Source organism: Sphingomonas sp. (genome assembly GCF_019635455.1).
GTDB lineage: Bacteria > Pseudomonadota > Alphaproteobacteria > Sphingomonadales > Sphingomonadaceae > Sphingomonas.
The window spans coordinates 132,811-159,623 of sequence record NZ_JAHBZJ010000009.1; the positions used below are offsets into that span (position 1 = coordinate 132,811).

Genomic DNA, 26,813 nt, shown 5'->3' on the forward strand with positions numbered 1-26,813 from the left:
ATGCAATCACGGAGGATAGGTGACGGAGAGGCAGGGAGGGCGCAATGACCGGTGAGTCGATCGAAGAGGGCAGCTGGCGCCTGTTCCCGCCGTTGATGGCGGGAATCGGCCTTGCCACCGGCCTGATCGTCCATGGCCTGGTCGGTGACGGCCTTGCTCCTGATATCGGTGCGTTCCGCCTCGCCGCGCTCAGCTTCGTGACCGTCACCGCGATTCTGTTCGGCTTCGTCGCGATCCGTGACGATGTGCCGCGTTCGGGCCTGTTTGCGCTGGGTGGCGGGACCGTGGCGGCGCTGATCCTCTATTTCAACGGCCCGACGTCCGGATGGAGCGCGAGCGAGGGGTGGCGCATGTTCTGCCTCGCGGTTGCGCTGGGTATTGCCGCGCCGCTGTTCCAGTCGGCGCGGACGACCGCTTTTCGCTCGATTCCCTATCCGTGCGCGCACGATAGCGCCTGGACGAATGTGGTGCTGTGGTGCCTTGGCTGGGTGTTCGTCGCCATCGTAGTGATCCTCAGCTTCCTGCTGTCGGAACTGTTCAACCTCATCGGCATCCGTTTCCTGCGCAACTGGCTTCAGGAGGGCTGGTTCTGGCGTCCGCTGGTCGGGCTTGCCTTCGGACTGGGGCTCGCGCTGCTGCGCGAACATTCGCGGATCGTGCGCATGCTCCAGAAGGTGGCGATGCTGGTGCTCGGGGTGCTGGCGCCGGTGCTTGCGCTCGGCCTCGGCCTGTTTCTGCTCGCGCTCCCTTTTACCGGCCTCCAGCCGCTCTGGGACGCGACGAAATCGACCACGCCGATCCTGCTCGCGTGCCTGATCGGTGCGTTGCTGCTGGTGAACGCGGTGATCGGCGACGGCGAGGATGACGGGTCGGGCAACCGGGTGTTGCGCTGGGCGGCGTTTGCGCTGTCGCTGACGATGCTGCCGCTCGCCGCGATCGCGTCCTACGCGCTGCGGCTGCGGATCGGGCAATATGGCTATACGCCCGAACGGCTGTGGGCGCTCACGTTTGTCGTGCTGGCCTGTGTGGTGGCGACTGCCTATCTGGTCTGCGTCATTCGCGGGCGGTGGCGCTGGGCGGAGCGGGTGCGGCCGGCGAACCTGATGCTGGCGATGATCGTGTGCGGCGTGACGCTGTTGCTTGCCACACCGCTGCTGAGCTTCAACGCGATTTCGACCCGCGATCAGGTCGCGCGCCTGCAATCGGGCAAGGTCGCGCCCGACCGGTTCGACTGGGCGGCGCTCGCCTTTGACTTTGGCGCGCCGGGGCGGGCGGCGTTGCGGCGGCTCAAATCCTCCGCCAACCCGGAGATTCGACGGATCGCTGCCGATATCGAACGCAAGCCAAGGCGCTGGGATATCGACGCCGTGACGCCCGATCCGGTCCCGCGTATCGCCGCGCTGGAAAAGAGGCTGCGCGTCCTGCCCCGCGCGGTGACGGTTCCCATCGCGCTGAAAGAGGCGTTGATCGATCCCGGCGCATGCGGCGCGGGTGAGGGCGGATGCACGCTTCTGTACGCCGAAGGCGCGCGCCGGGCGATCGCGCTGAGGGACGATTGCTTCACCGTGCCGGATCAGGCGTCGCCCTCCGCGCCGGTCGCGATCCGAATCGACCGCGACTGTGGCAGGCCGATCCATCTGGTCGAGACCGCGGGGCAGTGGAAGCCGCGCGATCCGGGCGATCCGGGACAGCGACCCGACGGTGATCGCGCGGCCATTCGAAGCGGATATCGCGACGGGAAGGTGGAAATCCGCACCGTACCGCGCCAGCAGGTGTTCGTCGGCGGCGTCCCCGTGGGCGATCCGTTCGAATAAGCCCGCTTGCTCCACCGCCTCCCTCGCTGCTAGGCGCGCGTCCATGTCCGTCACCAAAGACACCGTGAAGAAGGTCGCGTCGCTCGCGCGCATCGCGATCAGCGATGAGGATGCCGAGCGCCTGACGCCCGAACTCAACAATATCCTCGGCTGGATCGAGCAGTTGGGCGAGGTCGATACGACCGGCGTCGAGCCGACGACCGCCGTCATCCCCAATATTCAGCGGCTGCGCGACGATGTGGTGAACGATGGCGACATGCGCGATGCGGTGCTGGCCAACGCGCCGCTCGCCGAACATGGCTTCTTCACCGTGCCGAAGGTGATCGAATAATGGCTGATCTTACCGCCCTTGGCGTCGCCGCGCTGCGCGACGGGATCCGGTCCGGCGAGTTTACCGCCGTCGAGGTCGCCGACGCGTTCGTGACCAGGGTCGCGGCGGCGAAGCAGCTCAACGCGTTCATCGTCGAGACGCCGGACCATGCGATCGCGGCGGCGAAGGCCGCCGATGCGGCGCGCGCGGCAGGCGAGGCGATGAAACCGCTCGCCGGCGTCCCGATCGGCATGAAGGACCTGTTCTGTACCAAGGGCGTGCAGACCACGGCGGCCAGCCACATGCTGGAGGGGTTTACCCCGGTCTATGAATCGACCGTCTCGCAGAAATTGTGGGACGCGGGCGCGGGCATGCTCGGCAAACTCAATCTCGACCAGTTCGCGATGGGGTCGTCGAACGAGACGAGTTATTTCGGCAACGTCATCTCGCCCTGGCGGCGCAATGATGGTGGCAACGCGCCGCTGGCCCCGGGCGGATCGTCGGGCGGCAGTTCGTCGGCAATCGCCGCGCGGCTTTGCCCGGCGGCGACCGGGACCGACACCGGCGGATCGATCCGCCAGCCGGCCGCCTTTACCGGCATCTCCGGCATCAAGCCGACCTATGGCCGCTGTTCGCGCTGGGGCATCGTCGCCTTTGCCAGTTCGCTGGACCAGGCCGGGCCGATGGCGCGCGACGTGCGCGACTGCGCGATCATGCTGGAAGCGATGAGCGGGTTCGACGCCAAGGATTCGACCTCGCTCGACCTGCCGGTTCCCAATTGGGAGGCGGCGCTGTCGTCCGACCTGCGCGGCAAGCGCATCGGTATCCCGCGCGAATATCGCGTCGATAACATGCCGGCCGAGATCGACGCGCTGTGGCGGCAGGGGATCGACTGGCTGAAGGATGCGGGCGCGGAGATCGTCGAGGTGTCGCTGCCCCACACCAGATATGCGCTTCCGGCCTATTACATCATCGCGCCGGCCGAGGCGTCGTCCAACCTCGCCCGTTATGACGGCGTCCGTTACGGCCAGCGTGAGCTGCCCGATGGCGCCAACCTTCAGGAAATGTACGCGGCGACCCGCGCCGCTGGGTTCGGGCCGGAGGTGCAGCGGCGCATCCTGATCGGCACCTATGTGCTCTCGGCGGGCTTCTACGACGCCTATTACACCCAGGCGCAAAAGGTCCGGACGCTGATCGCCCGCGATTTCGAGAATGCGTGGGGCGAATGCGACCTGTTGCTGACGCCGACCGCGCCGTCTGCGGCATTCGCGCTGGGCGAGAAGTCGGCGGATCCGCTGGCGATGTATTTGAACGACGTTTTCACCGTGCCGTCGAGCCTCGCGGGCATCCCGGCGATGTCGGTGCCGGGTGGGCTGGATGCGGCGGGCCTGCCGCTGGGGTTGCAGATCATCGGCAAGCCGCTGGATGAACAGGGTGTACTGAATGCCTCGCTGGCGTTGGAGCAGCGCGCGGGCTTCACCGCGCGACCGGAGCAATGGTGGTGATAGGCGATTTCCTGTCTGATCTCATTCAGCAGGAAATTGTGATTGGTGTTCGAGACTGGCTGGACAAGAAGCTCGGCCGGAAACGTAGAATTCACGTGGCATCGGGCGAGCAGCTTTCAAAGCGAGCCCGTCGCCGCACGAAGGTAAAGAAATGAGCGAATCCGCATACCGCATCAAAGGCGAAACCGGTGAGTGGGAGGTCGTGATCGGCCTCGAGGTCCACGCGCAGGTCACGTCCAACGCCAAGCTGTTCTCGGGCGCGGCGACCGCGTTCGGGGCCGAGCCGAACACCCAGGTCAGCCTGGTCGACGCGGCGATGCCGGGCATGCTTCCGGTCCCGAACCGCGAATGCATCCGCCAGGCGGTGCGCACCGGCATGGCGATCGACGCGCAGATCAACAAATGGTCGCGGTTCGACCGCAAGAATTATTTCTACGCCGATCTGCCGCAGGGATATCAGATCAGCCAGCTCTATCACCCGCTGGTGGGTGAGGGCGCGGTCGAGATCGATGTCGATGGCGAAACCAAGTCGATCGGGGTCGAACGCATCCATGTCGAGCAGGATGCCGGCAAGCTGATGCACGACCAGCATCCGACGCGCTCCTATGTCGACCTCAACCGGTCGGGCGTCGCGCTGATGGAGATCGTCAGCAAGCCCGACATGCGTTCGCCCGCCGAAGCAGGGGCTTATCTCTCGAAGTTGCGATCGATTCTCCGCTATGTCGGCTCGTGTGACGGCAATATGGACCAGGGGTCGATGCGCGCCGACGTCAACGTCAGCGTCCGCAAGCCCGGCGACGCGTTTGGCACCCGTACCGAGACCAAGAACGTGAACTCGGTCCGTTTCGTGATGCAGGCGATCGAGCATGAGGCGCTGCGCCAGATCGACGTGATCGAGGGTGGCGGGCGGATCGTCCAGGAAACCCGCCTGTTCGATCCGGACAAGGGCGAAACGCGGTCGATGCGGTCGAAGGAGGATGCGCATGATTATCGCTACTTCCCCGACCCCGATCTGCTCCCGCTGGAACTGGACGACGCGTTCCTCGACGAATGCCGCGCCTCGCTGCCGGAGCTGCCCGACGCCAAGCGCGCGCGCTATATCGCCGCCGGGGTGACGCCCTATAATGCCGGCGTGCTGACCGCGGAGGTCGAGACGGCGCGCTATTTCGACGCGCTGCTGGACGCGGGCGCGAAGGGCGCCGCCGCGTCGAACTGGGTCACGTCGGAATTGTTCGGCGCGCTCAACCGTCTGGGCAGGGACATTGGCGACAGCCCCGTGTCCCCCGGACAGGCGGCCGAGCTGCTCGCCCTGGTCGCGGACGGCACGCTGTCGGGCAGCCTTGCCAAACAGGTGTTCGAGATCATGCTCGAAACCGGCGACGGCCCGGCGAAAATCGTCGAGGAACGGGGCCTCAAGCAGACCAGCGACACCGGCGCGATCGAGGCGGTGATCGCCGACGTGCTGGCGAAAAACCCCGGCCAGCTGGAGCAGTATCGCGGCGGCAAGGAGCAACTGTTCGGCTTTTTCGTCGGTCAGACGATGAAGGCGATGGGCGGCAAGGCGAACCCGGCGGTCGTCAACGAACTGTTGAAGAAGGCGCTGGCCGGATAGGCCACGCGCCGGCGGGGGCTGACGACCAGTTCACCGTCCGGATTCTGTTGTACCTCTGGTCTCTCCAGCCGGGTCTTTCGCGTCTTCGGGGCCGAGGGGCGCAACGCCGCCGATCGATTCGTCCAGATGTTGCATGTCAGGGGTATCTCCACTGATCGACCGGTCGATGTCCGCGCGGGCTCGATCTGCGCCCTTGCGGGGGGCGTTGCCGTCTTTGACGCGCATCATGGTTCTCCTTTCCACATCAACGCCCCAGGGGCATGGCGGGTCCGCAAAACCGCTTGTGCGGCGTCGGCGGCGCGATATGCGTTGGATGAGGGGAAACCGGCGGGCCGATTCGCCCAAAGGGTTTGAAAGTGCGGGGGAAATTCATGAACTATATGGTCTGGACGCGCCGCGCGTGCGCGGTGCTCGTTATCGCGTCGCTGACGCTGCCCGGCGTCACCGCCGCACAGGATCGAGCGGCTTCCGGTGCGCCCTACCTGCACGACAGCGCGTCACCGTTCGGCGAGGTCGAGGTGTCGGACGCCGATGCGGCGAAAGTGGAAATGCCGGCGCTCGCCTTTGCCGCCACGCCGGAAGACGAGGCGAGCTACGATAAATATTTCTATTTCCGCCGAACGGGCGTGACCTATTCGGATGCATACCGCGATATCGTCGAATGCGACGGCTACGCGCGCGGGCTGGCGAGCGGGATCGGCTATGCCCAGACGCCCTATCCCTATGCCGGCACGATGGCGGGGGCGGTCGGCAGCGCGATCGGAACGGCGATGGCGATGGCGATTTTCGGTTCGGCGGAGAAGCGGCGCCTGCGCCGCGTGAACATGCGCCAGTGCATGAACTTCAAGGGCTATCAGCGCTACGGGCTGAAGAAGAGCCTGTGGGAAGCATTCAATTTCGAGGAAGGTCTTTCCGACATGCCCGAGTCGCGTCGATTCGACTATCTCAAGCGTCAGGCGCTGGTGGCGTCCGCCGCCGCGCCTCAGGGCAAGGAACTGGGCCTGTGAAGGCGGTTTTCGCCCTGGCGATCGCGCTTGCGGCCGGTGTCACGCCGGCATTCGCCAAGAAGGAGAAGGTCGTCTTCGTCGAGACGGCGGTGGTGAAGGATGCCCCCGCCGTCGCCCTGGATCCCGCCAAAGCCTATGTGATGGTGCGTTCCGACGCGGCGGTGCCGCTGCATCTGATGCGCGTGCCGAGTGCCGAGGACCAGCAGAGCTATGACCGGCTTCGTGGCGAGGCACTGGTTGAGGCGCGCGCGAAATATGTGAAGAAGCTGGCCGCATATGAACGCGACAAGGCGGCGTACGACAAGACGCCGAAGGGACAGCCGCGCCCCGAACTTCCGGTCAAGCCGGTCGAGCCGACCGAAGCGAACTTCGAATTCACGCCGTTCGGGCTGCTGACCGGGGTGTCGATCGGTCCGATGAACCGGTTCGCCAAGTCGAGCGAGGGCGAAAAGGTTTCGACCTATCTTCAGGCGATGACCCCCGGCACGTATCGCGTCTACGGAATGATGAGCGTCATGCCGAACGGCGCCGTGTACGGCAACTGTTTCTGCATGGGGAGCATCAAGTTCGAGGCGAAGGCGGGCCAGATCACCGACCTTGGCCGGTTCGGCGCGCGCGACGTGCCAGGGCGCGCGCCGGGAGACAGTTCGCAGCCGGCGCCGCCGGCGCTCGAGTTCAAACCGGCGGTCGCCGGAACGGGCGCCGACCCGCGGCTCGCCAACTATACGATCGTCCCCGCCGTCCTGCGCCCGGTCGGCAAATTGCCGAACTATTTCGGGCTGGCGATCGGCCGGTTTCCGGAAATCCCAGGCGTGATGCGGTATGACAGGGACCGGATCGTGGATCTGACTGCCGGCAACTGACCCCCTATGCCACCGGCTGGACCGGGGTTGCGGGCGGTTGCGTCCCCGGTTGCGGGGCGGGAACGTCGATATCGGGGGGTGGAGGCTGCACCTCCGGCGTGGCGGGGGCGGGCTGGCCTGGCTGTGGCGCGGGCGGCGCTTCGGGCGGTGGGACGGTCGGTTCGGCGGGGATGGGCGGTTCGACGGGCATGGAAACTCCTTCACCCGGTCCAACGCGCCGGCGCGGCGACGGTTCATCGTTCGGTTGATCGGCATGCTGACGGTGCTGGGCGCGGCTGATCCGCCCTGCGCACGACCCGCCTGAAAATGTCCGAAGGGGCAGTGCGCATCGCGGCTTGCCCCGGACCCCACCCTTGCTATAGACGCGCCCGACCTGCGGTGTCCCATGAATGCGGGCGTGGCGGAACTGGTAGACGCGCTGGATTTAGGTTCCAGTATCGCAAGATGTGGGGGTTCGAGTCCCTTCGCCCGCACCAGTCCGCCGCCCGGCGCAAATGGGGACGCCGCGATCCCGATTCCACTTCCAGAGCAGGAAGCCCGATTGAAATGCAGACTGTCGAGACGTTGAACGAAGGCCTCAAGCGCGCCTACACCCTGAAGATCACCGCCAAGGATATCGACAGCCGCGTCGATGCCGAGGTCAAGCGCGTCGCCCCGACGATCCGCATGCCCGGCTTTCGCCCCGGCAAGGTGCCGGCGAACCTGATCCGCAAGATGCACGGCGATGCGCTGACCCAGGATGCGCTCAACACGACGATTCAGGAAGGCGTGCAGAAGCTGCTCGCCGACCACAAGCTGCGCCCCGCGATGCAGCCCTCGGTCAGCCTGGACGGCGATTTCGAGCCGGGCAAGGACGCCGACGTCAAGGTCGAGCTGGAAGTGCTGCCCGACGTGCCGACCCCCTCGATCGAGGGGATCAAGCTGGAGCGGCTGGTGGTCCCGGTCGCCGATGACGCCATCGACAGCCAGCTCAAGCAGATCGCCGATCAGCAAAAGGCGTGGGAAGACGCCCCGGCCAAGCACAAGGCGAAGCAGGGCGACCAGGTCACGATGGACTTCGTCGGCAAGGTCGATGGCGTCGCGTTCGACGGCGGCACGGGCGAAGACATGGCGATCGAGATCGGATCGGGCCGGCTGATCCCGGGATTCGAGGACCAGCTGGTCGGCGTGAAGGCCGGCGACGAAACCCAGATCGAGGTCAATTTTCCCGAGGATTATGGTGTCGATACGCTGGCCGGCAAGCCGGCGACGTTCGACCTCAAGATCAAGTCGGTGAAGGTCGCCGGCGAGAGCAAGATCGATGAGGATTTCGCGAAGAATCTGGGGCTGGAGAGCCTCGATCAGCTGCGCGACATCCTGAAGGGCCAGCTTGAGAACGAGACCGGCGGGCTGACCCGCACCCATATGAAGCGCAAGCTGCTCGACCAGCTGGCCGCCGGCCATGACTTCCCGGTTCCGCCGTCGATGGTTGAGGCGGAGTTCAACCAGATCTGGTCGCAGCTCCAGCACGAGGCCAGCCACGAGGAAGACCCCGAGGCGGCGAAGAAGGAGCTGGAGACCGAGCGCGACGATTATCACGCGATCGCCGAGCGCCGCGTGCGCCTGGGCCTGTTGCTGTCGGAAATCGGACAGGCGAACGGCGTCGAGGTGACGCAGGCGGAAATGAACCGCCTGATCGCCCAGGCCGCCCAGCAATATCGCCCCGAGGACCAGCAGCGGTTCGTCCAGTATATCCAGCAGGAGCCGATGGCGGCTGCCCAGCTGCGCGCCCCGCTGTATGAGGACAAGGTCGTCGATTTCCTGTTCGACAAGGCCGAGGTGACCGAGCGCGAAGTCACGCGCGAGGAACTGGAAGCCGCGATCGAGAGCGAAGAGGGTGCGGTGCCGCACGTGCATGGCCCGGATTGCGACCATGACCACGACCACGACCATAAGCCGGCCAAGAAGGCCAAGGCCAAGAAGGCGGACGAAGCGGTAGCGGACGCGCCGAAGCCGGCGAAGAAGCCCGCCGCCAAGAAGGACGACGCGAAGGCCGATGCTGCCGAAGCGCCGGCGAAGAAGGCCCCTGCAAAGAAGGCCGCGAAGGCCGACGATGCGGAGCCCGCACCGAAGAAGAAGGCCCCCGCCAAGAAGAAGGCGGACTGAGGCCGCGCCGCCGCCGTCTCCCCGGTCGCGTGCCGGGGAACGCGGCGGGTCGCCGCTATGCGCGCCGCGCGTCGCCCCGGACTTGTTCCGGGGGGCGGGGTGTCGCACACAGGGTGAAAGAGGCTCCCGCGTCGCGCTTGCCTCCCGGTGGAGCCCGGCGCCCGGCCGGGGGGACGAAGTGGGGATGGGGACTTGACCGCTGAACGCCCACGCATCGCAGTGATCCTGCCCTGTTATAATGAGGAAGCCGCGATCGCGCAGACGGTCGCGGCCTTTCGCGCCGCGCTCCCCGATGGCGCCATCTATGTCTATGACAATAACAGTCGTGACCGCACGGTCGCCGTCGCGCGGGATGCGGGCGCGATCGTTCGGACCGAACGGATGCAGGGCAAGGGCAATGTCGTGCGCCGCATGTTCGCGGATGTTGAAGCCGACATTTATGTGATGGCCGATGGCGACGCCACCTACGACGCCGGCGCGGCGCCGGCGATGATCGAAAAGATGCTGGCGGACGGCCTGGACATGGTGGTCGGCACCCGCGTGCATGAGGCTGCCGAGGCGTATCGCCGGGGGCATGTTCTGGGCAACCGGGCGATGACCGGGCTGCTCGCCGGTCTGTTCGGGCGCAGCTTTACGGATATCTTTTCCGGCTATCGGGTATTTTCGCGGCGCTTCGTGAAGAGCTTTCCGGTGCTCTCCGCCGGGTTCGAGATCGAAACCGAAATCAGCGTCCACGCGCTCGAACTCAAGATGCCGGTGGGAGAGGTGGAGACGCGATATCTCGCCCGGATCGAGGGATCGGAATCGAAACTTTCGACCTATCGCGACGGATTGCGCATCGCCCGGACCATCCTGACGCTCTATCGCATCGAAAAGCCGCTGCTGTTTTTCGGTACGCTGGCGGCGATGCTCGCGGCGCTGGCGGTGGTCCTCGCGGTGCCGCTTGCGATCACCTATGCGCATACCGGGCTGGTGCCGCGCGTTCCGACGGCGATCCTGGCGACCGGGCTGGTGATCCTTTCGGCGCTCGGCCTGTTCGCCGGCCTGATCCTCGACACGGTCGTTCGCGGGCGTCGTGAGGTGCGCCGGCTCGCCTATCTGGCGCAGCCGGGGCCGCTGCGCTGACGGCTGGTCAGGCCGCCATCCGCTCCAGCCGGATTCCCAGTTCCTCGCTCAAAAACTCCTCGATCGCCGCCTCGATCATCGTGCGGCTTTCGGCGTCGGGCGCCTCGACCCAGCCGCGGATGCGCAGCGTGCCGGGGACGGGCGCGACCCGCCAGCGGACGTCGCCATCCTCGACCGCGATCTCACCGTTGAAGCGGTGCGCGATGTCGAGCGAATCGAGTTTTGCCGACAATTGCGCCACCGCCTGACGCGAATCGAAGCCGGTACGGCCGTCAAAGGCGAATTCGAAATGATCGCGCTCGACCACCGGCGTCGATGCGCCCGTGGTCGAAGCCGTTGGCGCTGTTGCGGCAGCGGGCTGCGCACGCCGAAAAAGCGGGGCCATCGCCATGACGATCGCGGTCACCGGGATCAGCGCGATCGCCAGCACCATGGCAAGGCCGAACGCGACGTTGCTCGCGCCGCCGGCGACGAACAGCGGGGCGATGCTCAATATCGCCAGAATCGCGTAGATCGTCGCAAATTTCGTTCCCGTCCGCATCTTCCGGGGCATGCGCGCTTCCTTCGACTTGCCTAGCGTTGTCGCAACCATGACCGCAAACCCTTCATATTCGGTTTCGCGAGGGGCCGCGTTCCTAACCCTTTCCGTTCACCGCCTTCCCCCCTTGCGCCGGGCAGGCGGAGCGCCGAAATAGTCCCCGGGCAAAAACGAACGAACGAGATTCCCGAACATGCATCCCCTTTCCGGCCAAATGACCGTCGATCCCGTCACCGGTGGCCTGGTCCCCATCGTCATCGAACAATCGAGCCGCGGCGAACGCAGCTTCGACATCTATTCGCGCCTGCTGCGCGAGCGGATCGTGTTCGTGACCGGGCCGGTCGAGGACCATATGGCGTCGCTGATCACCGCGCAGCTACTGTTCCTCGAATCGGAGAACCCGAAGAAAGACATCTGGATGTACATCAACTCGCCGGGCGGCGTGGTGACCGCCGGCATGGCGATCCACGATACGATGCAGTATATTCGTCCGCGCGTCGGCACGGTGTGCATCGGCCAGGCCGCGTCGATGGGCAGCTTCCTGCTCGCCGCCGGTGAGCCGGGCCTGCGCGTCGCGCTCACCAACGCGCGGATCATGATCCACCAGCCGTCGGGCGGGGCGCAGGGCATGGCCAGCGATATCGAGATCCAGGCCAAGGAAATCCTGCGCATCAAGCGCCGGATGAACGACCTGTATGTCAAATATACCGGCCAGCCGCTCGAAAAGATCGAGGCGGCGATGGATCGCGACACCTTCCTGGAGGCCGATGAAGCCAAGGCGTTCGGTCTGGTCGATGAAGTGTATGAAAAGCGCCCGCAACCGGCTGACAGCGAGGGCGGGGCGGCTTAATCTGACGCTCACCCTTGATCGGTTAAGGGCGTTTATGGATTGCCGGGGCGATTCCCGGGTGTAGGATGCCGGGCTGCGTAACGGCCCGGCACGCAAAGGATGACTGAATGACGAAGCTCAGCGGCGATTCAAAAAGCACGCTCTACTGCTCTTTCTGCGGCAAGTCGCAGCATGAGGTGCGTAAGCTCATCGCCGGCCCGACGGTGTTCATCTGTGACGAGTGCGTCGAACTGTGCAACGACATCATCCGCGAGGAGACGAAGTCGGCGCTGGTCAGCAAGAAGGATGGCGGCGTTCCCACTCCGCAGGAAATCTGCGATGTGCTCGACGATTATGTCGTGGGACAGAAGCAGGCGAAGCGCGTGCTGTCGGTCGCGGTCCATAACCATTACAAGCGGCTCAACCACGGCGCCAAGGGCGCGGACGTCGAACTGGCCAAGTCGAACATCCTGCTGGTCGGCCCCACCGGCTGCGGCAAGACGCTGCTGGCGCAGACGCTGGCGCGCATCCTCGATGTGCCGTTCACGATGGCCGATGCGACGACGCTGACCGAAGCCGGCTATGTCGGCGAGGATGTCGAGAACATCATCCTCAAGCTGCTTCAGGCATCGGACTATAATGTCGAGCGGGCGCAGCGCGGCATCGTCTATATCGACGAGATCGACAAGATCAGCCGCAAGGCCGAAAACCCGTCGATCACGCGCGATGTGAGCGGCGAGGGCGTGCAGCAGGCGCTGCTGAAGCTGATGGAAGGCACCACCGCGTCGGTGCCGCCGCAGGGCGGGCGCAAGCATCCGCAGCAGGAATTCCTCCAGGTCGATACGACCAACATCCTGTTCATCTGTGGCGGTGCGTTCTCGGGCCTTGAAAAGATCATCGGCGACCGCCTTCAGGGCAAGTCGATCGGGTTCGGCGCCTATGTCGCCGCGCCGGAGGAACGCCGCACCGGCGAGGTGCTGCGCCAGACCGAGCCGGAGGATCTGCTCAAATTCGGGCTCATCCCCGAATTTGTCGGCCGCCTGCCCGTCGTCGCGACGCTGGAGGATCTCGACATCGACGCGCTGGTCAAGATCCTGACCGAGCCGAAGAACGCGCTGGTGAAACAGTATCAGAAGCTGTTCGAGATGGAGAATGTGAAGCTGGGCTTTACCGACGATGCACTCGTCGCGGTCTCGAAAAAGGCGATCGAGCGCAAGACCGGCGCGCGCGGCCTGCGTTCGATCCTTGAAGGCATTCTGCTCGACACGATGTTCGACCTGCCCAGCATGGACGGGGTGGACGAGGTGATGATCGACAAGGACGTGGTGGAGGGCCGGAAGGAACCCGTCCGCGTCTATGCCGAAAAGAAAAAGGCGGGAGCCGGCGACGCCGCCTGACGCGTCACCGCGTCAAACCCGATAGCGGGCGTCGGGCAACCGGCGCCCGTTTTCGTTGGACCGGGGTGGGGAGCATCCGGTCGTGCGGCGTTTTTCGTCGAGGATGCTCGACCTTTCGACGTGGCCCGGGTTAGGCTGGCGGCACGGTTCACCTGAGGGAGTTTGCGCGTGGCGGAAGGCCGGGATCGAAAAGCGGCATCGATGCCGGCAGCGGCACCGGCGGTTGCGCAAGCATTGCCGCGCTGGTCGCTCGCCTTTCCGGTTCTCGGCGTGCTGGCGGTCCTGCTCTCGCTCGCGAAGATGGGGCCGGGCGGGATCGCGGTTGCGGCGATCCTGCTCGGCGGGTGCGTGATCGCTGCGGTCCACCATGCCGAGGTGGTGGCGCACCGCGTGGGTGAGCCGTTCGGCACGCTGGTGCTTGCGGTATCGGTCACGGTGATCGAGGTGTCGCTGATCGTGTCATTGATGCTGTCCGATTCGGGCGACGCGTCGGCACTCGCGCGCGACACGGTGTTCGCCGCGATCATGATCATCCTCAATTTCATCGTCGGCCTGTGCCTGCTGGTCGGGGCGATGCGGCATCATGAGCAACGCTTCGTCCTGCGCGGGGTCAGCGCGGCGCTGTGCGTGCTGGCCGCGATGTCGGTGCTCTCGCTCGTACTGCCGAATTACACGTCGAGCGTTGCCGGCCCCTATTATGCGCCGTCCCAGCTCGCGTTCGTCGCGACGGTCTCGCTGGTGCTGTACGGTACGTTCGTGCTGGTTCAGGCGGTCCGGCACCGCCACTATTTCCTTCCGGACGGGGAGGGCGATCTTCCCGCCGACGCGCATGCCGCGCCGCCGACGGTGCGGGAGAGCTGGATCGCGTTCGGCTTTCTGCTCGTCGCACTGGTTGGGGTCGTGCTGCTGGCCAAGACGCTGGCGCCGGCACTCGAATCCGCGGTGCTCTCGGCCGGCCTGCCGATCGCGCTGGTCGGGGTGGCGATCGCCGGCCTCGTCCTCGCTCCGGAAAGCCTTGCGGCGGTCAAGGCGGCGCGGCGCAACCGGCTTCAGACCAGCCTCAACCTCGCGCTCGGATCGGCACTGGCCACGATCGGCCTGACGATCCCGGCGGTCGCGGTGGTTTCGCTGATGCTCGGCCTGCCGCTGTCGCTGGGCGTCGATGCGAAGGGATTGACGCTGCTCGCGCTGTCGCTGCTGGTCGCGACGCTGTCGCTGGGGACCGGCCGGACGACGGTGTTGCAGGGCGTCGTCCACCTCGTGCTGTTCGCGGTCTATCTCTTCACGACGATCGTGCCATAGGCAGCCATGCCCGGCATTTGCGGGATCGCGCTTCGTCGCTATGCCATCGGCACAATCCATCGAACGAGGTTCCGTTGACGCTTTTCCGCCCCTTCGTCACCCAGGATCGCTGCTGATGCCATCAGGTCTCGTCGCATTGCTCGACGACGTTGCCGGGCTGACCCGGCTGGCGGCGGCGTCGATCGACGATGTCGGCGCGGCGGCCGGGCGTGCCGGGGGCAAGGCGGCCGGGGTGGTGATCGACGATGCGGCGGTCACCCCGGGATATGTGACGGGCCTGTCGCCGCAGCGCGAGCTGCCGATCATCTGGAAAATCACGCTCGGATCGCTCCGCAACAAGCTGTTGATCCTGCTGCCGGCCGCGCTGCTGCTCAGCTGGCTCGCGCCCTGGGCGATCACGCCGATCCTGATGTGCGGTGGCGCCTATCTGTCCTTTGAGGGGGCGGAAAAGATCGTCGAGGCGATCAGCGGCCATGGCGGGGAAAGGGCGGAAGAGGCGATCGGCGACCCCGCGCACCTCGAAGCGGCCAAGGTGACGGGCGCGATTCGCACCGACCTGATCCTGTCGGCAGAGATCATGGCGATCACGCTGGCCGATGTCGCGCAGGAGCCGTTGCTGACCCGCGCCGCGGTGCTCGCGCTGGTCGGGATCGCGCTGACGGTCGCGGTCTATGGGGTGGTCGCGCTGATCGTGAAGATGGACGATATCGGCCTGCACCTGGCGAAGCGCGACAGCCGGTTGGCGACGCGCGTCGGGCGGGCGCTGGTCAAGGGCATGCCGGTGGTGATGAACGCCCTCAGCCGGATCGGCACGGTCGCGATGTTGTGGGTCGGCGGCGGCATCCTGCTGCACGGGGTGGAGGTGCTTGGCTGGCATTGGCCGGCGATGACCGTTCATCATCTTGCCGATGCCGTCGGGGGCGGGATTGCGGGGTGGCTGGTCGGTGCGGTCTGCGCCGGGCTGGTCGGGCTGGCCGTCGGCGCGGTGCTGGTGCTTGCCCTCGCGCCGTTGCTCCACATGCGAGAGGGCGCTGCGGACCATGGCTGACATACGGCCGGCGCGCGACGTCGATCGCGAAGCGGTCGCGGCGATGCTGGGGCGGGCATTTGCCGACGATCCCGCCTTTTCGTTCATTTTCCCCGATCCCGTCGAACGTGCGCGTCGTCTGCCACCGCTGTTCGCCACGTTTTTCGAACGGGATGCTACGGCCGGCATGCGGCTCATCGCGGAGGGATGCCGTGGCGCCACGCTGTGGCGCGCGCCGGGCCATGCGGTCGAGCCGGGCCGGATCGGCCTGTCGGGCATCTGGCGCGCATGGCGGCTGCTGGGCGGCGCCCTGCCGCGCGGCAAGCGGGTGGGGGATGCGATCGACGCGCATTTTCCCGCCCAGCCCTTCTGGTATCTGCACGTCGCGGGGTGCGACCCGGCGGCCCAGGGCCAGGGGCTGGGCCGTCAGCTGATCCAGGCGGGGATCGATCGGACCGCCGGGCATCCCATCTATCTGGAAACCGCGACGGAGCGGAATGTCGGCTTTTACCAGACGCTGGGATTTCGCGTCACCGGCCAGTGGTCGGTTCCCGGCGACGGCCCATGTTTCTGGTCGATGCTTCGTCCACAGGATTAACCAGACCGCTTTCCGACCGCTTAACCGCCTTCGCGCAGAAGCGGCGTCGCGCCGTGTGGCACGAGGGAGGCAGGTTTTGCGGTTTTACCGGGCGACGCGGTTTCTGTTTCCGGAAAGCCTGCGGATGCGGATGTTCGCGATCTGCTTCGTCGGTACGCATGTGCCGCTGCTCGCCTTTGCGGCGTGGCAGTTCGGATCGGGCGCCGCCGATTGGGAAGCGGTCTGGGTATTGCTGGGGGCGACGCTGATCGGCACTGCGTTCACCCTGTTCGCGATTGACGGGATGCTGGCGCCGGTGCGGATGGCGACCAACGCCGTGGCGGCGCTGGAGCGCGATCAGCTTGCCGCGCTGGCGACCGTGCGGGGCAACGACATGCTCAGCGACCTGCTCGCCGGGGTCGATCGCGCGACGGTCGCGACCCAGGCGCGGATCGCGACGCTGGATTCGGCCGCGCATCACGATCCGCTGACCGGCACATGGAACCGGCGCGGCTTTCTGACCCAGACGGCGGTGGCCGGCGCGGGGGCGGTGGCGATCGTCGATATCGACTGGTTCAAGACGATCAACGATCTGCACGGCCACGATGCCGGCGATCAGGTGTTGCGCGAATTCGCGGGCTTTCTGGTGCGTGGGGTGCGGCGTGACGATGTCGTGGCGCGCTGGGGCGGTGAGGAGTTCGTGGTCTATTTTCCCGGCATCGGCGAGCGTGAGGCGGCGGAAATCATTCACCGGCTGACCCGGCGCCTGGGCGCCGGCGCGATCGAGGGGCCGGACGGGATGCGTGTTTCCTTCTCCGCCGGCGTCGTCGATCTGGATGGGGACCAGATCGAGGCCGCGGTGGTGCGCGCCGACGCGGCGCTCTATGCCGCGAAACGCGGCGGGCGCGATCAGGTACGCGTCGGATTCGCCCATGCGCGGGTCGGCTGAACCCGCAGGCCTATCGCCGCCAGATCGCCTCGACCGCTTCGCTTCGTCGCAGCACGCGCGCCATCGGGTCGATCACCACATGCGCATCGGCCGGCACCGATACGCTGTCGCGGCCATCCGTCATTGCCAGCCGCTGCGTTCGCCCGTCCACCGCGATATCGATCGGCATCGGAAAGGGCGCGCCGCCGGGCGCCCGCCATTCCAGCGTCAGCCGGTCGCCCGTGCGCGTCTGGACCAGATCGGGCAGCGCGGCCTGATGCAGATAGACGTTGAAGAACCAGGTGAGATCACGGCCGGCGGCCTCTGTCATCAACCGCTCGAATTCGGGGGTGCTGGCGAAGCGGGGCGTGAAATTGCCCGGCCTTGGATCGGGGCGGCCGTAAACCAGGCGTCGGGTCGCGTCGAAGAATGCCGCATCGCCGATCAGGTAGCGCAGCGTGTGGAGAACCCAGGCGCCCTTGTAATAAATGTCCTGGCCCGGCCCGCCCTGTTCGGCCTGATAGACGTCTTCGGATGTCCGCACCCGGCCCGAAACCAGCGGCTTCAGATTGAGGATGTTGCGCCGCTGCTGCGCCATCATCGCGGCGTAGCGCGCCTCGCCCTCGCGCCACTGGCCATAGAGCGGCTGCATATATTGCGCATAGCCCTCGTGGAGCCAGAAATCGTCCCAGTTCGCCGCCGTCATCTGGTTGCCGAACCATTCGTGCGCCAGTTCGTGCTGGAACAGCCAGTCGAAGCCGGTCTCGTCCTTGCGATAATTGTTGCCATAGGCGTTCACCGTCTGGTGCTCCATGCCCATGTGCGGCGTTTCGACCACGCCCAGCTTTTCGCTGGCGAAGGGGAAGGGGCCGATCATCGCTTCGAAAAAGTCGAGCGTGGGTGCGAACTCGGCGAACAGCCCCTTTGCCTGCCGATCCTTCCCCGTCAGATACCACAGGTGCATCGGCACCTTGTTGCCGAAGCGGCTGGCATAGTCGGCACTGAGCTCCCGATAGGGGCCGATATTGATCGCGACGAGATAGGGGTTGATGTTCCGTGCGTCCCAGCTCCAGCGCGACCAGCCATCGGCGAGCGGCGTCTGCCCCCTGAACACGCCGTTCGCGATCGCCTGCACGCCCGGCGGTGCGGCGATGTTCAGGCGGACGCGGCCGACCTCGCCCGCCGGAAAGTCGAGACACGGCCAGAACAGGTCGCAGCCATAGCCCTGCGCCGTCGTCGCGACCCATGGCTTGCCCTCCCATTCCGACCACACGATGCCGTCATCCCATGGCGCGTTCACCGCCTCATGCGGCTTGCCCGCATAGGTGATGCGTACCGTCGCCCGACCGTCCGCCGCGATCGGGCGGGGAAGGGAGATGGCGAGGCGCCCCTCCGGGTTCGACCATGCGCCCGGTTTGAGGGCGGTGCCGTCGATGCTGATCGCCGAGACCGTATAGTTGCGGTCGAGATCGATCAGCAGGCGGGTCTGGCGGATCGCGGTCGTGACCTGCAACGTGGCGATGCCGGACAGGAACTTGCGCGCCGGATCGACCCGGATGTCGAGATCGGCCTGTTCGAGCCGCAGCGCCGCGCGCTCGGCATCGATCTCGCCGCCCGACCGTGCGGTGAGCGCCGTGATCGGCGGCAGCCCCTTTTGCGCGAAGGCGGGAGGCGCGAGGAAACAGAGCGCCAGCGCCAAGACGTGATTGATGCGGCGACCCGACACCCCATATAGACGGCATGTGCCGCCTATCGTGGCGGACTCCGGAGTATTCATGAAGTCCACCTATCCCGTCCTTCCGCTTCGCGACATCGTCGTCTTTCCGCACATGATCGTGCCGTTGTTCGTCGGGCGCGACAAGTCGGTCGCCGCACTCGAGGCGGCGATGGCCGACGACAAGGAGATTTTCCTGGTCGCCCAGCTTGACCCGGCGAACGACGATCCGGGTCGCGACGACCTGTACGACATGGGGGTGTCGGCCGAGGTGATGCAGCTGCTCAAGCTGCCCGACGGGACGGTGCGCGTCCTGGTCGCGGGCAAGGAGCGCGGCAAGCTCGAATCGATGGAGGAACGCGACGGGTTTCTGAGCGCCGCCGTCTCGCCGGTCGATGCGGACGATACGACACTGGAGGCGGCGAGCGCCGACCTGAAGGCGCTGATGCGATCGGTGATCGATCAGTTCGAAAACTATGCGAAGCTCAACCGCAAGCTGCCGGCGGAGACCGCAGTGCAGCTGGGCGAGATCGACGAGCCCTCGCGCCTGGCCGACGCGGTTGCCGGAAACATCGCGGTGAAGGTCGCCGACAAGCAGAGCCTGCTGGTCGAAACCGATCCGCGCAAGCGGCTGGAGATGGTATTCGCCTTCATGGAGGGCGAGCTGGGCGTGTTGCAGGTCGAGAAGAAGATCCGCAGCCGCGTGAAGCGCCAGATGGAGAAGACCCAGCGCGAATATTATCTCAACGAGCAGCTGAAGGCGATTCAGCGCGAGCTGGGCAATGAGGGCGAGGAAGGCGAGGGCGACGAGATCGCCGAGCTGACCCAGAAGATCGCGACGCTCAAGCTGAGCAAGGAAGCCCGTGCCAAGGCGCAGGGCGAACTCAAGAAGCTGAAGACCATGGCGCCGATGAGCGCCGAGGCGACGGTCGTGCGCAACTATCTCGACGTGTTGCTGGGCCTGCCCTGGGGCAAGAAATCCAAGCTGAAAAAGGATCTGGTCGAGGCGGAGCGCGTGCTCGACGCGGATCATTACGGGCTGGAGAAGGTGAAGGACCGGATCGTCGAATATCTGGCGGTTCAGGCGCGGACGAACAAGCTGAAGGGGCCGATCCTGTGCCTCGTCGGCCCGCCGGGCGTCGGCAAGACGAGCCTTGGCAAATCGATCGCCAGGGCGACCGGGCGCGAGTTCATCCGCCAGTCACTGGGCGGTGTACGCGACGAGGCGGAAATCCGCGGTCATCGCCGCACCTATATCGGATCGCTGCCGGGCAAGATCGTCACCAACCTGAAAAAGGCGGGGACCAGCAATCCGCTGTTCCTGCTCGACGAGATCGACAAGCTGGGCCAGGATTTCCGCGGCGATCCCGCCTCCGCGCTGCTCGAGGTGCTGGATCCGGAACAGAACAGCAAGTTCAACGACCATTATCTGGAGATCGACGTCGATCTGTCGGACGTGATGTTCGTCACCACCGCGAACTCGCTGAACCTGCCGCAGCCGTTGCTCGACCGGATGGAGATCATCCGTCTGGAAGGCTATACCGAGGACGAGAAGGTCGAGATCGCGAAGGGGCATCTGCTCGCCAAGCAGATCGACGCCCACGGCCTGAAGGAAGGCGAGTTCGAGCTGACCGAGGACGGTCTGCGCGACCTGATCCGCTTCTACACGCGCGAAGCAGGCGTCCGCACGCTGGAACGCGAGATCGCCAAGCTCGCCCGCAAGGCGCTGCGCCGCATCCTGGAGGGCAAAACCGAACGCGTGGTCGTCACGCCGGAAAATCTCCACGAGTTTGCGGGCGTGCGCAAATACCGGTTCGGCATCGGCGAGGAGGAACATTCGATCGGCGCGGTGACGGGCCTTGCCTGGACCGAGGTCGGCGGCGAGCTGTTGACCATCGAAAGCGTGACCGTGCCGGGCAAGGGCGCAATCAAGACCACCGGCAAGCTGGGCGACGTGATGAAGGAAAGCGTCGAAGCGGCGTTCAGCTTCATCAAGGCGCGCAGCCCCAGCTATGGCATCAAGCCGAGCATTTTCGCGCGCAAGGACGTTCACGTCCACCTGCCCGAAGGGGCCGTGCCGAAGGATGGACCGTCCGCCGGTATCGGGCTGGTCACCTCGATCGTATCGACGCTGACCGGCGTCCCGGTGCGAAAGGATGTCGCGATGACCGGGGAGGTCACGCTGCGCGGTCGCGTGCTGCCGATCGGTGGTCTTAAGGAAAAGCTGCTCGCGGCGTTGCGCGGGGGCATCGAAACGGTGCTGATCCCCCAGGAAAACGAGAAGGATCTCGTTGAAATCCCGGCGAATATCCGTGAGAGCCTGAAGATCGTGCCGGTGTCGCATGTCGATGAGGTGCTGAAGCTCGCGCTGACCGAGACGCTCACACCGATCGATTGGACCGATGCGGACGAGCTTGCGGCCCAGCCGGCGCCGGCATCGGGCGCGGGCGGCGCGGAGGGTGTGCGCCACTGATGGTTGCCACGCCTTAACGCCCTTTTTTCGCCCCAATTCGCGGTGGATCGCGCCTTTCCCCTTTACAGAGCGGATGGGAGGCTGTTTTCTGCCTCACCGACGTTCGGCGTCACGAGTCCATTCGTGGGCGAAGCTAGAGAAATTGCAGGGGTTCTAAGGGCATGAACAAGCAGGAATTGATCGCGACGGTCGCGGATACCGCCGGCCTGAGCAAGGGCGATGCGAGCAAGGCGGTCGAGGCCGTGTTCGACGCGGTGACCGCCTCGCTGAAAAAGGGCGACGAGGTTCGGCTCGTCGGCTTCGGCACCTTTTCGGTTTCGAAGCGCAAGGCATCGACCGGCCGCAATCCGCGTACCGGCGAACCGATGACGATCAAGGCCTCGTCGCAACCCAAGTTCAAGGCGGGTAAGGGCCTGAAAGACGCGGTCAACTGATTCGGGGCGGACGGGGCTGGACAAGCCGGCCGCGTCCTCCTAGAGGCTCCGCTCCCCGGGCCACTCCGGGGCGGATCGCTTCGCCCTGCGGCGTTGCGGTCGGACGGGGTTCGGGCGCGTAGCTCAGTGGTAGAGCACTGTGTTCACACCGCAGGGGTCGCTGGTTCAATCCCAGCCGCGCCCACCATCTAAAGCCGGGCTATCCGGTCATTTTTCGGTCTCCCCGTTGAATGACAGGAAGCCCGGCTCCGATGCCAGTCCGGTGCAACGCGCCTGGCATTCGGGAGTCGATCTACCTGATGATCCCTTCCCACACGGCGGCGACAGCGGGGAAGTCCTCCCCGAATCGCATAGGTTGCGGTGGTGTCGCCCCGGGGGGGGGGGGGCATGAAGCCCGGCACCTCACATTTCGGCGCGCCGCGGCGGCGGCAAACGGGGCGAGGCTGTGCCGCAGCAGGTAGGGCATCCGTTCGCGCGTTGTCGGCAGCTTCAGCGCGACGAGCATCGCGGTCCATGACGAATCGACGTCTTGGACGGGGCGGCCGTAATAGTTGGACCAGCCAGCCACGAGACGCGCGCTGATCAGGCTCCAGCTGGTCATATGAAGCCCATTCTTCGGTCAGCCACCGGTCGAGCAACGGTAGGATGGGCAAAACCGGTCGAAACATCTCGTCGTGCTGGTGAAGCGCAAGAACGCGACGCACGGATCATTCTCGGGAAAGCCGTTGCGGGCGAAGGCGTCGCCGGCTTCAATGAAATCCACCATGTGCTTGAGCCCGCGCCGCGATGGTGTCGGCCGAGCTTTGCAGATCGCCAGGCTCGAGGCGATAGTCGGCGATTGCGTCCAGCACCCGCAGAGCAGATCGCGGCGATTGCCGAGCGCATCCGCGCCGATGCGTCAGTCCGCACGATGAGCCTGGAAACGCGGGTCGATCGCAAGCCGATGTTCGATGCACGGATCAGGGAATCGCTCGCGCTGGTCCACGCCGAAATCGCCTATGGCCGCTGGCGCGCCTCGCTCGGCGTGTTCACGGCGCCGGTGCTGGAGAGATCGTCGATGACCGGGGTATCGATCGTCGCGAAGCGCTATCGCCTGGGCGTCAACCGGGCGCGACGGCTGTTGATCGACGCGCTCGACAGCTGGCTCAGCATGCTGCGCGACGCCCAGCGCAGCGTCGGCCGCGTCGGGCTGGATGAAGCGCACGCCCGCCTGAATTGACCGGGGGCGTGCGCCTCGTCTTCAGCTGATCGTTCCGAATGCCTTCCATGTCGTTGGAGCTGCGCTGACGCAGACCCACCCGATCGGCTGGCCCGAGCTGGGCGCGGTGTTGGTGACGAGATCACCGACGGCCCAAGTTTCCGATGTCGGCGGCGCGCTGTCGAACACCTCGACAACGCCACCTTGCCTAAGCCGCATGCGATCTTCGCCATTCCAGCGGATGATCGCCTTGTGGATGCCGAAATCGGCCAGGTTTGCGGCGATCGGCGAGCCACCTGGCGCGGTCTGGATGAACACTTCGTTGGTCACCAACGTACCCGCCGTCGGGACGACCGTATAGATCGTGCCGCTGGAGCTGTCGGTGAACGTGGTATCCTGAAGCCGTATGGTGTGCAGGTCGAGCAATGCGCCATCCAGACGAAGCACGTAGCAGTCGGCGTCACCCGAAATATCGATGTTGTTCCCGACGCCGTGGACCTCGCCAATCCGCATCGAGGCGCAATTGAACAAGGTGATGAGATTGAGCTGACCGGTCATCGCCGACGGATCGCAGCTCTCAAAATGCAGATAGTCGATCTTACCCGACGAGCTCTCGATATACAGCCATTCCTTCTGGAGGTGATCGCCTATCAGGTTGGTGATAAGCAGCCCGACGGTCGCACGGAACCGGTGTCCCTTTGATTCGGGTTGCTCGAGGTTCTCTGGCTGTAGTGCGTAAACGTTGCGAATGGCGAGATTGGTGTTGCCGCCGTTCGCGGCGTCGCAATCGATGTCGAGACCCCAGTTTGAACAGCCATAAGCGGTTACATTCGCGATCTCACCGTCGAAAACGAAGCTGCCAGTTTCGGGCGGATTGCCGATGCCGGTGTTCGCGTCCCGGATGGTAAGCGGTCCGGCGATCAGGAAGTTGTAGCTGTAGGAATTGGCGGCGGAGAGCTTGATCCCGATCGCGCCGGTCTGTTCATGATCTTGCTGGGTCAGATAACACAGCAAGCCGGGTCCATGGATCGACCAGCCGTTGTTCTGACTGGTTTTGCTCACTTCGATGATTGCGATATCGTCCGTGTCCATCCGGATCGTCGCGCCGTTGACCTCGAACCTGACGCCGCTGCCCAAGATCAGGGTGTCGGTTATTCGGTAGACCGCACCGCAAGCCAGCGTGACTGTGCCGCCGCCGCGACCATGGATGAAGTCAATCGCCTGCTGCACCGCAGCCGTATCATCGGCGATGCCATCGCCGACGGCGCCGTAATCATAGGGAGACGCAAATTCCTGCATATGCTGGTGTCCTCCAACTTGGCTCACGCCATGGTCTCGCTGCGATAGGGCAGCGCGCCCGCCCGCCATCACGACGCGCGATATGATCCTGCCGACGGCGGCTCGCCGAGGCTAGGCCGTTCAGCGTGCGGTCACGACGACGAGTCCTTGCCGCGCCCACCATCTTTGAGGGGCGGGGTTTCCACGGAAATCCCGCCCCTTGTCATATGCGCGTCATCTCTACGCTTATCGCGGAGCGAATCGCGCCGGAGCGTCCGGCGCGGCCCTTGAGCCGAAGGTCGTTCCGATGCGCATGCTGCTTGTCGTTCCCGCGTTGCTTTCCCTCCTCACCGCCTGCGGCCAGCAGGCGCCTCAGGCCGCGCAGGGTGGCAACACCGCACAGCCCGCCACCGCTGTCGCCGAAACGCCCTCGGCCGACGCGATGGCCGCGAAGCGGCAGGTCACGCGCTATTTCGAGAGGATCGCGGCGCGCGACTTTGCGCGCGCGCACGCCTTCTGGGCCGATGGGGGCAAGAGTTCGGGCGGTTCGGTCGCCGACCTGAAGCGCGCGTTCGAACCCTATGCGAAATATGCCGGGACCGCGGGCGATCCGACCGAGGTGAAGGTGAGCGGCGATACCGCCTATATCATCGTCCCGGCGACCGCGGAGGCGACGATCCGCAAGACCGGGGTGATGCGCGATCTGTCCGGCATGGTCTATCTCAAGCGTTCGGTCGCGCCGAAGGGCGGGGATGCGGCCGCCGGCGACTGGAGGATCTGGGCCGTCGATCTGCGCCGCGCGCATTAAGGCCGGAATGCCGGAACCGCGGCGCGACGGGCTTTGGCGCCGCTGTCACGAAACGGTCATGGCGTCGTAACCAATCCATCATCGCGGAGTCATCGAAGAATCACAGCTGACCCCTAGTCGGCGCTCGTCAGCGACGGGCGGCTCCGGCACGCCGCACGTTGCGGAGCTTCTGTTTGCCGGGGCGATGTCAAAAGGGGATATCCATGAAAACCGTTCGTAACATCCTGCTGGCCGGCTGTTCGGCCGCAGTGCTCACCGCTTGCAACGGCGCGTCGGACGTCGCTTCGCCGGGCGCCGGCACGGTGAACGTCAACATCTCGAACCCGGCACCGACCCCGACGCCCACGCCCGCGCCGACCAGCTCGCTCGTCACCCCGGCGACCGGCTGCCCGACGATCGCCGACCCGCAGGGTCTGGCCGATGGCGGCACGATCACCGGCCCGACCGGCACCTATCGCATCTGCACCCTGCCCGCGCGCTTCGTGCGCAGCGTGACGCTGCCCAAGATTTCGGGCCTTCTGTATCAGCTCGCCGGTCGCACCGACGTCGGCTACGACAACGGCCCGACCGCGCTCAGCTCGACCAACACCCGCACCGTGACCGATCCGTCAGGCGCGACGATCACGCTGACCGCCGATTCGAACGTCACGCTGACGATCCAGCCGGGCGTGATCATCTATGCCAACACCGGCGTCGCCTGGCTGAACGTCAACCGCGGCAACAAGATCCAGGCCGCCGGCACCGCCAGCGCGCCGATCATCTTTACCAGCCGCGACAACATCCTGGGCCTCAACACCGACAATTCGTCGGGCCAGTGGGGCGGCGTCGTGCTTTCGGGCCGTGCGCCGATCACCGACTGCGCCGCGAGCAGCGCGACGCCGGGTACGGTCGCCTGTGAGCGCCAGACCGAAGGCGCCGTGGACCCCGCGCTGTACGGCGGTGCCACCGCCACCGACAACAGCGGCACGCTCAGCTTCGTGCAGATCCGCTATTCGGGCTATGTGCTGTCGGCGAACAGCGAGCTTCAGTCGCTGACCACCCAGGGCGTCGGTTCGGGGACCACGCTCGATCATATCCAGACGTTCAACAGCTCGGACGACGGCGCCGAATTCTTCGGCGGCCGCGTCAACATGAAATATTACATCTCGGTCGGCGCCGAGGACGATAATCTGGATACCGACACCGGCGTGAAGGCCAATTTCCAGTATGTGATCGCGGTTCAGCGCAACGGCGCGACCCCGGCGATCGCCGACGCGATGATCGAGGCCGACTCGGACAATGGCGTCGATGGCGACAATCCGCGCCAGAATGTGTTCCTGTCGAACTTCACCTTCATCGACCGGGTTGCGGGTAACTCCGACGTCGCCTCCATCCTGTTGCGCGGCGGCACCGACTATACGCTGGTGAACGGCGTGATGCTCAACACCGTGACCAACCCGTGCCTGCGCATCAGCCGCGCGCAGACCGCCTCGACCACGCAGAATGCGGCGATCGACGAATATGGCGCCCCGCAATTCCGTTCGGTGGTGTTCAACGGGTGCGGCAGCCAGCCCTTCGTCGGCGCGAACAGCGTCACCGACGCGCAGGTTTCGGCGATCTTCGGTTCGGGTAGCAACAACAACAATGTCAACTACACGCCGACCCTCACCAGCCTGTTCGTGAACGGTGCGAACGAGACCGCGGTCACCGCGTTCAACGCCGCGACGTTCAACGGCCAGTCGTTCAACGGCACCACGCTGACGCCGACCGGCTTCTTTGACACGACGACCTATATCGGCGCGGTCAAGGACGCCAACGACAACTGGTACAAGGGCTGGACCTGCAACAGCGGCACCGCCAGCTTTGGGACGGGCAATACGGGTCTTTGCACCTCGCTCCCGACCACCTGATCCACGCGGCATGACCGGGGGTGGGGCGCGCCGGCGGCAC

Annotated in this window: 24 protein-coding genes and 2 tRNA genes; 21 read left to right on the top strand and 5 right to left on the bottom strand. The window is 65.6% G+C overall.

Annotation, left to right across the window (positions count from 1 at the left end; all coding sequences use genetic code 11):
• Positions 1–44: 44 nt before the first annotated feature.
• The 4 genes from KF783_RS12070 (at position 45) to gatB (ending at position 5,241) form a co-directional block, all read left to right on the top strand.
• A complete protein-coding gene (locus KF783_RS12070) occupies positions 45–1,814 on the top strand; it encodes a DUF4153 domain-containing protein (RefSeq protein WP_294079676.1) in 1,770 nt (589 codons plus the stop codon).
• 43 nt (positions 1,815–1,857) lie between these two features.
• Entirely contained in the window at positions 1,858–2,145 is a 288-nt protein-coding gene (gatC, locus tag KF783_RS12075) for an Asp-tRNA(Asn)/Glu-tRNA(Gln) amidotransferase subunit GatC (protein WP_294079677.1), read from the top strand.
• Positions 2,145–3,629 carry an Asp-tRNA(Asn)/Glu-tRNA(Gln) amidotransferase subunit GatA gene (gatA, locus tag KF783_RS12080; RefSeq protein ID WP_294079679.1) on the top strand — a complete coding sequence of 495 codons (1,485 nt, stop codon included), beginning with the start codon at positions 2,145–2,147 and terminating at the stop codon, positions 3,627–3,629. The genes gatC and gatA overlap by 1 nt, the downstream gene beginning before the upstream one ends.
• 151 nt (positions 3,630–3,780) lie before the next feature.
• Positions 3,781–5,241: an Asp-tRNA(Asn)/Glu-tRNA(Gln) amidotransferase subunit GatB gene (gene gatB, locus KF783_RS12085; protein ID WP_294079681.1), complete on the top strand. Its 1,461-nt coding sequence runs from the start codon at positions 3,781–3,783 to the stop codon at positions 5,239–5,241.
• A 30-nt stretch (positions 5,242–5,271) separates the two neighbouring features.
• Here gatB and KF783_RS12090 read toward each other — a convergent pair whose 3' ends face one another.
• Positions 5,272–5,466: a hypothetical protein gene (locus tag KF783_RS12090; protein ID WP_294079683.1), complete on the bottom strand. Its 195-nt coding sequence runs from the start codon at positions 5,464–5,466 to the stop codon at positions 5,272–5,274.
• A gap of 146 nt (positions 5,467–5,612) precedes the next feature.
• On the opposite strand from KF783_RS12090, the gene KF783_RS12095 reads away from it, so the two are divergent.
• A complete protein-coding gene (locus KF783_RS12095; protein WP_294079685.1) occupies positions 5,613–6,248 on the top strand; it encodes a hypothetical protein in 636 nt (211 codons plus the stop codon).
• Positions 6,245–7,111, top strand: a complete 867-nt coding sequence (locus KF783_RS12100) for a hypothetical protein (protein WP_294079686.1) — start codon at positions 6,245–6,247, stop codon at positions 7,109–7,111. The genes KF783_RS12095 and KF783_RS12100 overlap by 4 nt, the downstream gene beginning before the upstream one ends.
• 4 nt (positions 7,112–7,115) lie before the next feature.
• Here KF783_RS12100 and KF783_RS12105 read toward each other — a convergent pair whose 3' ends face one another.
• Positions 7,116–7,301, bottom strand: a complete 186-nt coding sequence (locus KF783_RS12105) for a hypothetical protein (protein WP_294079687.1) — start codon at positions 7,299–7,301, stop codon at positions 7,116–7,118.
• Between the two features lie 201 nt (positions 7,302–7,502).
• Here KF783_RS12105 and KF783_RS12110 point away from each other — a divergent pair.
• From KF783_RS12110 to KF783_RS12120, 3 genes are all read left to right on the top strand, one after another.
• Positions 7,503–7,587: transfer RNA gene (locus KF783_RS12110), tRNA-Leu, on the top strand.
• Positions 7,588–7,657: 70 nt separating this feature from the next.
• Positions 7,658–9,256, top strand: a complete 1,599-nt coding sequence (gene tig / locus KF783_RS12115) for a trigger factor (protein ID WP_294079689.1) — start codon at positions 7,658–7,660, stop codon at positions 9,254–9,256.
• 192 nt (positions 9,257–9,448) lie between these two features.
• Positions 9,449–10,381 carry a glycosyltransferase family 2 protein gene (locus KF783_RS12120; RefSeq protein ID WP_294079691.1) on the top strand — a complete coding sequence of 311 codons (933 nt, stop codon included), beginning with the start codon at positions 9,449–9,451 and terminating at the stop codon, positions 10,379–10,381.
• Positions 10,382–10,388: 7 nt separating this feature from the next.
• On the opposite strand, the gene KF783_RS12125 is transcribed toward KF783_RS12120, so the two are convergent.
• Positions 10,389–10,934 carry a hypothetical protein gene (locus KF783_RS12125; RefSeq protein WP_294079693.1) on the bottom strand — a complete coding sequence of 182 codons (546 nt, stop codon included), beginning with the start codon at positions 10,932–10,934 and terminating at the stop codon, positions 10,389–10,391.
• Between the two features lie 199 nt (positions 10,935–11,133).
• Between KF783_RS12125 and clpP the strand changes: the two genes are divergently transcribed.
• The 6 genes from clpP to KF783_RS12155 all read left to right on the top strand — a co-directional run bounded on the left by clpP (position 11,134) and on the right by KF783_RS12155 (position 17,000).
• Entirely contained in the window at positions 11,134–11,769 is a 636-nt protein-coding gene (gene clpP, locus KF783_RS12130) for an ATP-dependent Clp endopeptidase proteolytic subunit ClpP (RefSeq protein ID WP_294079695.1), read from the top strand.
• Between the two features lie 107 nt (positions 11,770–11,876).
• A complete protein-coding gene (gene clpX / locus KF783_RS12135; protein ID WP_294079697.1) occupies positions 11,877–13,145 on the top strand; it encodes an ATP-dependent Clp protease ATP-binding subunit ClpX in 1,269 nt (422 codons plus the stop codon).
• A gap of 201 nt (positions 13,146–13,346) precedes the next feature.
• Entirely contained in the window at positions 13,347–14,447 is a 1,101-nt protein-coding gene (locus KF783_RS12140; RefSeq protein WP_294079699.1) for an ionic transporter y4hA, read from the top strand.
• A 115-nt stretch (positions 14,448–14,562) separates the two neighbouring features.
• A complete protein-coding gene (locus KF783_RS12145) occupies positions 14,563–15,495 on the top strand; it encodes a DUF808 domain-containing protein (protein ID WP_294079700.1) in 933 nt (310 codons plus the stop codon).
• Positions 15,488–16,072: a GNAT family N-acetyltransferase gene (locus tag KF783_RS12150; protein ID WP_294079702.1), complete on the top strand. Its 585-nt coding sequence runs from the start codon at positions 15,488–15,490 to the stop codon at positions 16,070–16,072. The genes KF783_RS12145 and KF783_RS12150 overlap by 8 nt, the downstream gene beginning before the upstream one ends.
• A 76-nt stretch (positions 16,073–16,148) precedes the next feature.
• Entirely contained in the window at positions 16,149–17,000 is an 852-nt protein-coding gene (locus tag KF783_RS12155; protein WP_294079704.1) for a GGDEF domain-containing protein, read from the top strand.
• A gap of 10 nt (positions 17,001–17,010) precedes the next feature.
• Here KF783_RS12155 and KF783_RS12160 read toward each other — a convergent pair whose 3' ends face one another.
• The gene (locus KF783_RS12160; RefSeq protein WP_294079706.1) at positions 17,011–18,678 is read right to left on the bottom strand and encodes a M1 family metallopeptidase; all 1,668 of its coding nucleotides are present in this window, start codon (positions 18,676–18,678) and stop codon (positions 17,011–17,013) included.
• Between the two features lie 76 nt (positions 18,679–18,754).
• On the opposite strand from KF783_RS12160, the gene lon reads away from it, so the two are divergent.
• From lon to KF783_RS12180, 4 genes are all read left to right on the top strand, one after another.
• Positions 18,755–21,166 (top strand): endopeptidase La, encoded by a 2,412-nt coding sequence (gene lon, locus KF783_RS12165; protein ID WP_294079708.1) that lies wholly within the window; start codon positions 18,755–18,757, stop codon positions 21,164–21,166.
• A 161-nt stretch (positions 21,167–21,327) separates the two neighbouring features.
• A complete protein-coding gene (locus KF783_RS12170) occupies positions 21,328–21,600 on the top strand; it encodes an HU family DNA-binding protein (RefSeq protein ID WP_294079710.1) in 273 nt (90 codons plus the stop codon).
• 112 nt (positions 21,601–21,712) lie between these two features.
• Positions 21,713–21,787 (top strand) — tRNA-Val (locus KF783_RS12175).
• A gap of 651 nt (positions 21,788–22,438) precedes the next feature.
• Positions 22,439–22,819 (top strand): hypothetical protein, encoded by a 381-nt coding sequence (locus KF783_RS12180; protein WP_294079711.1) that lies wholly within the window; start codon positions 22,439–22,441, stop codon positions 22,817–22,819.
• A gap of 21 nt (positions 22,820–22,840) precedes the next feature.
• Here the strand turns inward: KF783_RS12180 and KF783_RS12185 are convergent, their stop codons facing one another.
• On the bottom strand, positions 22,841–24,097 hold the full coding sequence (locus tag KF783_RS12185; protein WP_294079714.1) for a hypothetical protein: 1,257 nt from the start codon (positions 24,095–24,097) through the stop codon (positions 22,841–22,843).
• Between the two features lie 286 nt (positions 24,098–24,383).
• Here KF783_RS12185 and KF783_RS12190 point away from each other — a divergent pair, with 286 nt between their 5' ends.
• Both KF783_RS12190 and KF783_RS12195 read left to right on the top strand, forming a co-directional pair.
• On the top strand, positions 24,384–24,884 hold the full coding sequence (locus tag KF783_RS12190) for a hypothetical protein (RefSeq protein WP_294079717.1): 501 nt from the start codon (positions 24,384–24,386) through the stop codon (positions 24,882–24,884).
• A gap of 203 nt (positions 24,885–25,087) precedes the next feature.
• Positions 25,088–26,773, top strand: coding sequence for a hypothetical protein (locus KF783_RS12195; protein WP_294079719.1), 1,686 nt, complete (start codon positions 25,088–25,090; stop codon positions 26,771–26,773).
• Positions 26,774–26,813 lie beyond the last annotated feature (40 nt).